Below are 11,916 nucleotides of genomic sequence, written 5' to 3' on the forward strand. Positions count from 1 at the left end.
CGTGAACACGAATCTGACGGGTGCCTTCCTCTGCACGCGCGCTGCCGTCGCGCTGATGAAAACGCAACTGCCGCGCGGCGGACGTATCATCAACAACGGCTCGATCTCCGCGCACGCACCACGTCCGAACAGTATCGCCTATACGGCCACCAAGCACGCGATCACCGGCCTGACCAAATCGACATCACTCGACGGACGCAAGTACGTCATCGCCTGCGGACAGATCGACATCGGCAACGCTCTCACCGACCTCGCGGCACGCATGGCAAAGGGAGTGCCACAGGCCAACGGCGAAATTGCCGTCGAACCGCTGATGGATGTCGAGCACGTCGCTGGCGCGGTCCTTTATATGGCCGATTTGCCACTCGAAGCGAACGTGCAGTTCATGACCGTTATGGCTAGCAAGATGCCGTTCGTCGGCCGTGGGTAGCATAGAGACAACGGCCGCGGGCGCGTGGCGCGGCCTGTGTCTGCGGTGTGAGCTTGCGCATGGGACACGATTCTTGTGGGCTAAAGAGTCAGCGTTTCGTGCGCCTTGACGATCTCGCTTGCTACCACCTCGATCTGCTCGCGCTTGAGCATCGCCTTTGAGCGTAGCAACTGATACGCGTGTTCTTCCGATACGCCGCGCCTTTCCATCATGAGCTGCGTGGCATGCTGGATCACCCGAACGCTCGCTTGCTTCTTCTCGAGCCGTTCAATGTATCGATCGCGCATTCGCAATGCCTGACATTGCGTCAACGCCACCGCAATCGCGGTCATCAATCCGAATGAGCGCACCGGCGACGGTATCACCGCCAGCGCGTTCAGGCGCAGCACCGCTTCGACGGTGATCGGATTTTCGTAGGTCACCACCGGAATCACAGGCGGCGACATGCTGGTTCCGAGCCACGGGAAATTGACCGAGCGGGTTTCGGGGCGTAGCGCCATCAGCACTAGCCCGGTTCCGAAGGGCAAGCTGTCGAGTGTCGGCCAGCAGACCTCCACGTCGCACCCAATGCGGTGGAGTTGCGCGAGAAGCTCGTCGCCATCCTGATCCTGTGGATGAATCACAACAACTTTCAGTGAGCGCAAATCGCGCAGGATCGCTAAGGTATCCGCGGTCCACTTCATCGTTCCGCCCTTGCATGTAAGCACGCGCGACCCGTGTCTGCGGGCCGCTCCGGCGCGCTGCACAACATGACGCTGGGATCGGTATTCAGCAGTACGCGTCGCAGAGCCAGTAAAGCAAGACTCACAGCCTCGTCTGCGGGCCCGACCTCGACTGGGTTGAATGCATCGTCGGGGCCCGGAGAAAGCATGTGCAAATTCGCATTGTGTTCAGCGTTCAAGATCGCGCCCCTCTTCAGGAGAGAGTGAAACAGTCGTTGAACAAAGGTAGCGGTCAAACAGGTTCTGAATGTGCAGCCATTGCATACGTACTGAGGAGAAGCCGACCGTACGGCGATAAACGGTCCTGCCAGGCCACGGCACGATCGCGTACCCGTCGTATGAGTTGCTTTGGATATGGATCCAGCTATGAAGAACATGTGACACGATGATTCCTTGAAGGCGCAAACGAGGAAATCGGCCGGGCGGGCATCCGGAAGCGCCATGTCGGGGGGAGCCGAACCGCGAGCTTTCCGCTGATGTAACAGCGAGGGTGTAGCGATGAGAGAAGATTAGGTCGAGCCCGAGGGCGAATCTACTCTACGGTTGGATATGCCGATGCCGCGTTAGGGTACCCCGCTTATACGGACGTATAAGCGCCGCGAGGGGTGAACGCTGAGGATTGACCGCCCGTCTCAGTAGATATCAGGACAGCGGCCCCGCGATACGTGATTGAACGCGTTCAATTGCCGATGCCGAACGCGCGCCGCATATCGCCAGCAGATTTGCGATCGAGAGATGCCGGCAGCGGGGTCGCCGTGCCGGTTGAGTGGCCGGCAGTCAGAAGTGAATAGATTCTTTCATTATCGCCAAGGCTCCTTGGTTTTTTGTCGAATCGACCTGCGTGACGCAGCTTCTCTGCACTTAGAGTTGCACCCCACGCGTGAGCGCGCCATCCACTACCAGATTCGCCCCGCTCACGAAGCTCGCCGCCGGGCTCGCGACGAACGCGACCGCGTTCGCGATCTCTTGCGGGCGCGCCATGCGTCCGCTGGGATTCAACGCGAGTGCTTCCGCGAACAGCTTCGGATCGTTATGTTCGATGTGATCCCACACACCGCCTTCGAAATAGACGTTGCCCGGCGACACGGCGTTCGCGCGGATGCCCTTCGGCGCGAGGTGGTACGCGAGGCCTTGCATGTAGTGGATCAGCGCCGCCTTGAAGGTCCCGTAAGGGCCGGCGGCAAAGTCAATTTCCCGGCCGGACACGCTCGATATCGCGACGATCGAGGCAGCCTTGCTCGCTTCGAGAAAAGGCATCGCGGCGTCGACCAGGTTGACCGTGCCCATCAGGTCGGTTTCGAACTCCTTGCGCCACGATTCCAGATCGTTGCCGATCGACAGCGCGCTCACATTGGCGACCACAATGTCGATGCCGCCGAGTTGCGCGGCGGCGTCACGTGTCCAGGCCTGTAACGCCGGACCGTTAGAAACGTCGACCGAGGCGCCGCACACCTTGACCGCACCACCGCTGACCTGCACGATGCCGGCCACCGTCTGTTCGACGGCGGCGCCATCACGCGCGCAGAGCGCGACGTCCGCGCCTTCTGCGGCTAGCGTTTGCGCAATGGCACGGCCGATACCTTTGGTGCCGCCGGTGACCAGTGCCTTCAAACCGTTGAGTTTCAGATCCATGGTGGCGTCTCCTCAAGCAGCCGGTGCGAGATACTTCTTGCTGATCGCCGCGCCGACCGAATACTTCGGGTCGACGAAGTTACCTAGCCGCACCTTGCCGCACTGGCTGAGCATCATGTAGGCATCCCAGCGGTCGAAGCCGTATTCCTTTTCCATCCACAACACCAGTTCGTGGTACGCGATGCGCGTCGCGTCTTCAAGCGGGCGCGCACTGCCGATCGCCATCAGTAGCTCATCGGTTTCGAGGCGCGGCCATTCAATGTGCCAGCCCTTGATCAGATCGACGTGGATCGTGGTCGTGCTGGAGTATTCGACGGCGGTGCCGCACACTTCGCCGTCACCCTGGCAGGCGTGCGCGTCGCCGATAAAGAGCCGCGCACCGGCGGAGCGCACCGGGAGATAAGTGATGCTGCCCGGGCCCATGTCGGGCACGTCCATATTGCCGCCGTGGTTGTCCGGCGTGAGCGAATTGATCGAGTCGATTTCCGGCGACAGGCTCAGCGTACCGATATGTGGCTTGTACGGCAGCGTGACGCGCTTGCTCCAGTAGACCCCTTCTTCGTCCACGTCGATCTTGCGGGTGATCTCGGGCAACGGCTCATTAAGCGTTGCGGTGTATTCCGTACCGGTCAGCGCGCCGAAGCGCGGAATCAGGCAGCAGGTGCCGCGCGGATTGTCGCCGCGCGGCAGCATCGATTCGATGTATACCGCCACCACGTCGCCCTTCTCCGCGCCTTCGATCATGATCGGGCCGCTTTGCGGATTCAGGAACGGCACCCGGAGCTTCTGACTCGGCAGATCCTTTTCCGTGAGGATCTTGCCGTCAAATGCGTCGCGTGTCTGAACCACAACCCGGTCGCCCGGGGCAATCTTCATCACCGGCGTCGAGTATGGTCCGATGGTGTAGTGAAATGTGCCCTGACGGGATTCGCTGAGTTCGTGCGTTTCGCGGACCTGGCCGCGAGCGACGCCGCGCGTGTACATGATCGATTGTTCAAGCCAGTTCATCATGGTGTTTCCTGTTCAAATGTGGGTTGTCGATGTGAATGGGCGCAACGCTGACGCCGCATTACACTGAAATTAACGCTCTGACGTTATTGGCTTCCATCTGGTCCCCGGCCCCAGCCGACACGACCTGGCCGCGTACCAGCACGACATAGTCGTCGGCTACCGCCTGCGCGAAATCGAAAAATTGCTCTACCAATAGGATCGACAGCGATCCTTTCAGCGAACGGATCACCGCCTCGATCTCCATCACGATCGACGGCTGAATGCCCTCAGTCGGCTCGTCGAGAATGAGCAGCTTTGGATTGGTCAGTAGCGCTCTGCCAATCGCAAGCTGCTGCTGCTGTCCGCCGGACAGATTCCCCGCAATGCGCCCGCGCATCGTCTTCAGCACAGGAAAGGTATGAAAGACGTCGTCGAAGGAAAATTGCTTGCCCTTGGCGGTCTGATTGCTCTCGCCCGCGTAGGCGCCGATGCGCAGGTTTTCTTCGACGCTGAGTTGCGGAAAAATCTCGCGTCCTTGCGGCACGTAGCCCAGACCCGCCAGTACGCGCCGGTGCGACGGCGTGCGGGTCAGCGGCTGGCCCGCCAGTTCGATTTCGCCGGCTTTGACCGGCAACAGCCCGACGAGGCACTTCAACAAGGTCGTCTTGCCCACGCCGTTGCGGCCGAGCACGACGGTGCAGGCGCCGTCGGCTACGTTCAGCGACACGTCGCGCAACGTGTGGCTGCTGCCGTAAAACTGATTGAGTGCGGAAATCTTCAGCATGCTCACCGTCCGAGATAAACCTGAATCACGCGTGGATCATTGCGCACGCTCTCCATCGATCCCTCGCCCAGCAACTGCCCTTCATGCAGCACGCTTACGAGGTCCGCGATCCTGCCGACAAAATCCATGTCGTGCTCGATCACCACCACCGCCCGCTCGGGCGACTTGAGCCGCGTGATCAGTTCGGCGGTGCGTGCGGTTTCGTGGTCGGTCATGCCGGCAACCGGTTCATCGAGCAGGATCACTTGCGGATCGGCGACAAGCAGCATGCCGATTTCGAGCCACTGCTTCTGGCCATGTGACAACGTGCCAGCCATCCGGGGTCCTTCATTCTCGAGACCGATCGTCTCGAGCACGTCGTCGATACGCCGGTTCTGCTGTGCGCCGAGGCGCGAGCGAACCATCTCCGCATATCCGCGACCGTTGCGAATCGCCAGTTCGAGGTTTTCGCGAACCCGCAACGCTTCGAACACGCTCGGCTTCTGGAACTTGCGGCCGATGCCGAGGCGCGCGATAGACGTTTCGTCGAGCGTCGCGAGATTCGTGACCTTGTTCAGAAAGACCTCGCCGCCTGCCGGCCGGGTCTTTCCCGTGATGACGTCCATCAAGGTCGTCTTGCCCGCACCGTTCGGACCGATGATGGCGCGAATCTCGCCGTATCGAAACTCCATCGACAGGTTCGTGATCGCCGCGAAGCCGGAAAACGTGACAGACAGGCCGCTGATGTAGATGGCGGTGGCCGGTTGTGGATGGTTCATTGGCCGCCCCCCCTGCTTTCGCCGCCGGCGGCCTTGAGCGTACCCCACAGGCCATTGCCGAAATAGACGACGATCACGAGAGTCACGCCAGCAAGAATGAACGGCCACAGCGCCGGCAGTTGCGCGGTCAGCCAGAACTTGAGTCCGTTGATCACGATAGCTCCGACGATCGCGCCGATCAGGGTGCCGCGCCCACCGATGGCAACCCACACGGCAATCTCGACAGACAGTTGTGGCGAAACGATGGTCGGGTTGACGATGCCGACCTGCGGCACATATAGCATTCCGGCAAACGCCGCGAGTACCGCCGAGAGACACCACGCGAAGAGCTTCAGCGTATGCGTGCGGTAGCCGAGAAAACGCATCCGCGCTTCGTCGTCGCGCACCGCGATCAGCGCCCGGCCAAAAGTGGAGCGCGCGAGAAAACGCACGCCGACATAGGCCACCACCAGTAGCAGGCACGAACATACGGCGAGGCCTATCTGCGTGGACGTATCGGCAATCTTGCGACCGGCGATGCTCGTAAAACCGGTCATGCCATTGTTGCCACCGAGGCCCACGTCGTTGATGAACAACAGCAGCATCAGCGCGTACGTGAGCGCCTGAGTGATGATCGACAGATACACGCCATTGATGCGCGAGCGGAACGTGACGAAGCCAAACGCGCCCGAGACCAGCACGGTGACGATGATCGTGCCGACGATCGTCACATCGAGCCGCGACAGCATCTTCCATACCGCGGGAAAGTCGCTCGCGCCCATGTATTGCATGAAGTCCGGCAATACGTGCGTTTCGGCATAGGCGCCGTTCAGCAGATAGATGGCCATCATATAGCCACCTATGCCGAAGAAGATGCCGTGCCCGAGGCTCAGGATGCCCGCATAACCCCAGACCAGATCGAGCGCCAGCGCGAGCAGCGCGAAACACATGATCTGTCCGATCAGGTTGACGCCGAACAGCGACAGATGCAACGCATTCGACTCCGGAATCACAAAATAGGCAAAGGGCAAATAGAGCGCCAGCAGGACCAGCAGCGGGACGATACCGACCTCCACGGACTGGCCCAGCCATTTCGTTGCGAACGCCGACAAGGTGACTCTCCCGCCGTGACGCGGATCAGGAAACGTATTCATACGCGGGTCTTCAATGCGAAGAGTCCTTGCGGGCGCTTCTGGATAATCAGCACGATGAGCAGAAGCACAGCCACCTTGGCGGCAACTGCCCCGTAGAACGGTTCGATAAACTGGTTGATTTCGCCGAGCGCGAGCGACGACACGACTGTCCCCGCGAGACTGCCCGCACCGCCGAGCACCACCACCATGAACGAGTCGACGACGAAGCCCGTGCCCATCGACGGATTGACGCTGGCAATCTGCGTCAGCACCACGCCGGCCAGTCCCGCGAGGCCGGCGCCCAGGCCGAACGCGATGCGATCGACGCGCTCGGCGGGTACGCCAAGGCAGCGCGCCATGTCGCGCAGCTGCGTGGTGGCGCGCATCAGCAGCCCAAGCTTCGTGAAGCGCACCACGGCGAAGGTCGCCACGAAGATCAGCACGGCGAGCACGATTGCAAATACGCGGTTGTAGGTCACGAAAAAGCCGGGCGCGACCTGCATGCCGCCGTTGAGAAAGCCGGGCGTGATGAACTCGACGTTCTGCGAGCCGAACAGCACCTGAATCAGCTTGATCAGCGCAATGCTGACCGCCCATGTGGCAAGCAGCGTCTCCAGCGGCCGGCGATACAGAAACCGAATGACGAAGAATTCGAGCAGCATGCCGCACGCTGCGCAGATCACGAACGCCACGGGAATCGCTACGAAAATGTAGGCGTCGAACAGGCCCGGCAGATGCGCCTGCATGAAACGTTCGACGAGATACGTCGCGTACGCACCGATCATGATGAATTCGCCATGCGCGAGATTGATCACGCCCATCAGGCCGAACACGATCGACAAACCGAGCGCCGTCAGCAACAACACGCCGGCATAGCTCAAGCCGCTAAACAGAATCGATAAGCCCTTGCCGAGCGACAGCCACGTATCCATGTTGCGGATCGCGCCTTGCACTGCAGCCAGCACGTCGGGATCCGAGCTCACGGAACTTTGCGCCGCAAAGTTCGCCAGCGCGGTACGCGCGGTTTCGCTCGGCACCTCGGCCACAGCCTTGATCGCCGCCAGGCGGTCCGCCTTGACGTTGCTGTTCAGTCCGCGCTTGGCCAGCGCCAGCCTGAGAACGGTCGCGATATCCGGGTCGTGCTGCGCGCTGACCGCACGGGCGACGATAGTGGGATCGAGCAATGCAAAGAACTTGTCGACTTGCCGCGCGGCCGTCGCGCGGGTGTCTTCCTGTGGCGAGAACAGGTCCATTTCCGCCGACACGACTGCGAGCTTGCGCATCATCACGATGCTCGGCACATAGGGCGAATCCGCCGGCCCATTGGCACGCGGCTGGAGGGTCGCGGCGTCGAGAGCAGGGTTTCCTTGCAGCGTCGCCTGACCGTCGGCGCCGCACAGGAGCGCGCCGTTACGGATCGCACCGACTATCTGACGCGCCCACGCACGCTCGTGTGTATCGTCCGACACGCCGGTTTCGACGAGTTGCTCTAGCACAGCGGCCTTATCGCCGTTCGTCGAGCAGAACGACGTGAGCATCGCAGCGCGGCCCGGTGCGGCGCTCGCGGTAGTGGCCCAAGCAAGCGCCAGACAAGCGATCGCGAAAAAGATCTGCCTGAAATTGATCATGGGTATTTCCATTCGATCCTGCTAGGGGACCGGCATCCTTGCGTATGCCGGTCCCACAACTGCTGACTGTGCGACAGGGACTGTCAAGCCTTGCCGATGAACGGGCTAAATGCCACGGGCCTCTCGATGTCTTTCGACTTCCACAAAATGTCAAAGCCCTGAGTCGCGTTGATCGAGCCGATCATGTCGCCCCGCCACAAGTACTGCGTGGAAGCATCCATCTTCACCGTGTAACCTGCCGGATCGACCATCGACTGACCCGCGAGCGCCTTGCGCACCGCGTCTGTGCCGGTGGAATGCGCTTTCGCGGCAGCCTGCGCCCACAGATTGATGCCGAGGTAGGTCGACACCATTGGGTCGATCACCATGTCCGGCCGATGCTTTAGGTTATGCGCGCTGACGTAGGTCTTCCAGTCGCTCTTGAACTGGCGATTCTGCGGCGTATCGACGTTCTGGAAATAGCACCAGCAGCTGAGGTGGCCGACCAGCGGCTTCGTATCGAGACCTTCTAGATCGCTGTCGACCACGTCCAGGCCAAGAATCGGAATATCGGTGGCGCGCACGCCCTGATTGATCGTTTCCTTGAACATCGCCGGAATCGAATCGCCCACCACGGTCATCACGACGATGGCCTGGCCGCCCGGTTGCGCGGCGAAGTCCTTGATATCGCGCACGATGGTCTGGAAGTTCGACTGTCCGAATGGAACGTAATGTTCGCGCCATGCCGAGTCCGGAATGTTCTTGGTCTTCAGATAGCCCTTGAGCATCTTGTTGATCGTGCGTGGCCAGACGTAGTCGCTGCCGATCATATAGAAGCGCCTGGCACCGCCGCCCTGGTCACTCATCAGGTAATTGATCGCCGGGAGCACCGAGCTGCTCGGCGGCGAATTCAGATAGACGACGTTCTTCGACTGCTCTTCGCCTTCGAAGTGAAGCGGATAAAACAAGAGACTGTCCTGCGACTCGACCACCGGCAACACCGACTTGCGCGACACCGATGTCCAACAGCCGAACAGCGCCGCGCATTGGTCGCGCAGAATCAATTGCTTCGAGAGCTGCGCATACATGGGCCAATCCGACGCCGGATCGACGACAACGCCCTGAAGCTTGCGCCCGAGCACGCCACCCTTGGCGTTGATCTGATCGATCGTCATCAGCGCCGTATCTTTTAGCAGCGACTCGCCATTGGCCATCGTGCCCGATTGCGAAAACAGCAGGCCGAGCTTGATCGGATCGCTGGTTCCCGCGGCAAACGCAGCCTTAGGTAGCGCAGTGCCCGCAGCGGTCACCAATCCGGAGCCGACTGCCGACAGGAAAGTACGTCTTTTCATTTGCTTCACTCCGACATGGATTAGAAATCGCAAACGCAAAAAGCCCGAAACCAGACAAGCTGGATTCGGGCTTTTTTGGCCGGTGCCGCTCAAGACGCCTTTGTCTCGAACAGCGAAATAAATGCTGTGGGTCACCGCTATGCACGGCGGGTCAGCGTCACCGTAGAAGCAATGGCCATGCCAGCGGTTTGCGTTTGGCGGGGGTGCGTGCCGCAAAACCCTTTTGCGCAGCGGGTGCAAATTGATTAGTTGCGTCCCGGTCAACTCGGGAGGCATTATAAATAAAGCACTTTGCGCGACTGACTGCTTGAGCACCGCACAAAGTCAGTGCGAGTGCGCACCAGTCACGTGCTACACGCACAAACAGTGCACTTCCCTGGCGACCATTGGTTTTGACGAATGACTCGTATTGATGCCAGCCGTACCTCGGACCCAATCAGAATTGGCGTCCTGTATTCACGCTCAGGCGTAACCTCGGCCGCGGAACTCACTCAACTGCAAGCCACAATGCTTGCAGTGGAGGAGATCAATCGCGCAGGCGGCGTGTCCGGACGCGAGATTGAACTCGTCTGTTTAGATCCGCAATGCCAGCCGCGGCGTTATGCCGACCTCGCAGAACAATTGATTCTCGAACACCGGGTTCGGATCATCGTTGGCTGTTACATGTCCAGCACGCGCAAGGCGGTCATTCCGATTGTCGAACGGCACAATGCGCTGCTCTTCTATGCGACTCCGTATGAAGGCTTCGAATACAGCCGTAATGTGATCTACACTGGCGCGGCGCCAAATCAGAACACCTTGCCGCTCGCCAGTTTCATGCTCACGCAGTTCGGCTCACGCGTGAGCATGATCGGTTCAGACTATGTGTGCCCATACGAGTCGAATCGCGTGATGAGCGATCTGATTCTCGAACGCGGCGGAGAAAAGGTGGACGAAACCTATCTGTCGCTCGATGCGCCGTGGGAGAGTTATCTGGATGCCGCAAAGCGGATCAAGCAACTCGCACCCGACTTCATTTTCTCCACGGTAGTGGGAGAAGGCATTCCGCATCTGTACCGTGCGTTTGCGCAGGTCGGGCTCGATCCGTACCGCACACCTATCGCTAGCCACATGACCAGTGAAGCCGAAATCGCAGTAATGGGAAACGACCTCGCACAAGGACACATCACCTCAGCCGCGTACTTCCAGAGTGTGGATACAGCCGCGAACCTCGGCGCCGTCGCCCGCTATCAGGCTCGCTTCGGCGACGATCAGCCGACCAATATGTGCTGGGAAGCCTCCTATTTCCAGGTGCATCTGCTCGCGGATGCGATCCGCCGCGTCGGCTCCGACGACCCGACGCTGTTGCTGCGCGTGTTGCCCGGACTCGAATTCGACGCGCCGCAAGGCCGCGTGCGTATCGACGAGCACAATAACCACACATACCTGCACCCGTTGATCGGCCGGGTCGACGCGCATGGCCGTTTCGATATCATCGGGCGCGCGCCCGAACGCGTGAAGGCGGATCCCTACGTCGTCTCTCACAGCACGCCAGCGTGGACCGCGCACGCGCATCCTCAACTCGCGCGCGCGGGAGCGGATCGATGAAGGGGACCGCGCAGACGCCGGTGATCCTGCGCGACCTGCGTTCGCTAAAAGTCGTTGTGATTCATCCGCAGGATCAGGACGGTGAAGAGTTGCTCGCGCAGCTTCAGCGCATCGGTTGTGAGGTGCAGGTATGTTGGCCGCGCCTCGATAGCCTGCCTTGCGACACCGGCCTCGTCGTCATGGCGATGCGTCCTGAGACGCTGTCAGTCGATTATCCGTGGCTCGGAACCAGCACGTCGCCGCCTGTAATTCCGGTCGTGACTTACGAAAATCCGATCACCATCGAAGCGGTGCTGCGGTTGAATGCGTTCGCTACGATCCCGTCGCCGGTCCGCTCGTTTGGGTTATTGACCGCCATCGCCGTCGCGCTCACACAATTCAAGGCATCCCGCGCACGTGAGCGATACATCGAGCGGCTTGAGCAGAAGCAGGCGAAAGTTCGGGCGATCCAGCAGGCCACCCGGATCGTAATGGACTCGCGCGGCATGTCTGAAGAAGATGCGTATCAGCTGCTGCGCTCACAGGCGATGCTCAAACGCGAACAGATCGAGACCGTGGCCGGCGACATCGTCAAGGCACACGAAACCCTGAGTTTCTAGCCTCGGCGCGCTGGCGTCGCGCAGGCGCAATTGAGTTCGGCGTTTGGGCGCGACGGATGGGCGATGCTTTGGCGGCAATTTATTTCGAAAATTTGTCTATTAGGCAACCGAAATTCCGGCGTTTCGGACCGAAAGTGACAGCATGGGGAGGTTAAGGTCGGTCGGATCCGCCATCGTTTTCTTCCGGCACGATGACGGTTCGTGGAACGCGTTTTCGGCAAAGGCGAGCAGGCTGGCGATGCGCGCTTATCCGCTTGCGCGTGAGCGAGGGGTCGGGCGTCAATAGCAGGCGTCGGTGTCGTCGCCTGCCGGTTTTGGAGTCCCCACCCGCGAGCAGTGCACC

11 protein-coding genes are annotated in these 11,916 nt (G+C 60.5%); 3 read left to right on the top strand and 8 right to left on the bottom strand.

The features are described from left to right. A partial coding sequence (locus tag P0D73_RS45190) for an SDR family oxidoreductase (RefSeq protein WP_408436195.1) occupies positions 1-430 on the top strand: 430 nt, incomplete at its 5' end. Positions 431-510: 80 nt separating this feature from the next. Here the strand turns inward: P0D73_RS45190 and P0D73_RS45195 are convergent. The 8 genes from P0D73_RS45195 to P0D73_RS45230 all read right to left on the bottom strand — a co-directional run bounded on the left by P0D73_RS45195 (position 511) and on the right by P0D73_RS45230 (position 9,387). Beyond that, a complete protein-coding gene (locus tag P0D73_RS45195) occupies positions 511-1,113 on the bottom strand; it encodes an ANTAR domain-containing response regulator (protein WP_408287995.1) in 603 nt (200 codons plus the stop codon). A gap of 900 nt (positions 1,114-2,013) precedes the next feature. Next, the gene (locus tag P0D73_RS45200; protein WP_408183531.1) at positions 2,014-2,784 is read right to left on the bottom strand and encodes an SDR family NAD(P)-dependent oxidoreductase; all 771 of its coding nucleotides are present in this window, start codon (positions 2,782-2,784) and stop codon (positions 2,014-2,016) included. A 12-nt stretch (positions 2,785-2,796) separates the two neighbouring features. Continuing rightward, entirely contained in the window at positions 2,797-3,792 is a 996-nt protein-coding gene (locus P0D73_RS45205) for an acetamidase/formamidase family protein (protein WP_408183536.1), read from the bottom strand. A 61-nt stretch (positions 3,793-3,853) separates the two neighbouring features. Continuing rightward, the gene (urtE, locus tag P0D73_RS45210; RefSeq protein WP_408183529.1) at positions 3,854-4,558 is read right to left on the bottom strand and encodes an urea ABC transporter ATP-binding subunit UrtE; all 705 of its coding nucleotides are present in this window, start codon (positions 4,556-4,558) and stop codon (positions 3,854-3,856) included. 2 nt (positions 4,559-4,560) lie between these two features. Continuing rightward, the gene (gene urtD / locus P0D73_RS45215; protein ID WP_408183527.1) at positions 4,561-5,316 is read right to left on the bottom strand and encodes an urea ABC transporter ATP-binding protein UrtD; all 756 of its coding nucleotides are present in this window, start codon (positions 5,314-5,316) and stop codon (positions 4,561-4,563) included. Then, positions 5,313-6,449, bottom strand: coding sequence for an urea ABC transporter permease subunit UrtC (gene urtC, locus P0D73_RS45220; RefSeq protein WP_408287988.1), 1,137 nt, complete (start codon positions 6,447-6,449; stop codon positions 5,313-5,315). The genes urtD and urtC overlap by 4 nt, the downstream gene beginning before the upstream one ends. Further along, positions 6,446-8,056: an urea ABC transporter permease subunit UrtB gene (gene urtB / locus P0D73_RS45225; protein ID WP_408436198.1), complete on the bottom strand. Its 1,611-nt coding sequence runs from the start codon at positions 8,054-8,056 to the stop codon at positions 6,446-6,448. Before urtB ends, urtC begins: the two co-directional genes overlap by 4 nt. A gap of 83 nt (positions 8,057-8,139) precedes the next feature. Next, positions 8,140-9,387 (bottom strand): urea ABC transporter substrate-binding protein, encoded by a 1,248-nt coding sequence (locus P0D73_RS45230; RefSeq protein ID WP_408320050.1) that lies wholly within the window; start codon positions 9,385-9,387, stop codon positions 8,140-8,142. A gap of 399 nt (positions 9,388-9,786) precedes the next feature. Here P0D73_RS45230 and P0D73_RS45235 point away from each other — a divergent pair, with 399 nt between their 5' ends. Then, complete coding sequence (locus tag P0D73_RS45235) at positions 9,787-10,974, top strand: transporter substrate-binding domain-containing protein (RefSeq protein WP_408287983.1); 1,188 nt, start codon at positions 9,787-9,789, stop codon at positions 10,972-10,974. Continuing rightward, entirely contained in the window at positions 10,971-11,573 is a 603-nt protein-coding gene (locus P0D73_RS45240) for an ANTAR domain-containing response regulator (RefSeq protein ID WP_408436201.1), read from the top strand. The genes P0D73_RS45235 and P0D73_RS45240 overlap by 4 nt, the downstream gene beginning before the upstream one ends. Positions 11,574-11,916 lie beyond the last annotated feature (343 nt).

The organism is Paraburkholderia sp. RL18-101-BIB-B (assembly GCF_046026985.1).
GTDB lineage: Bacteria > Pseudomonadota > Gammaproteobacteria > Burkholderiales > Burkholderiaceae > Paraburkholderia.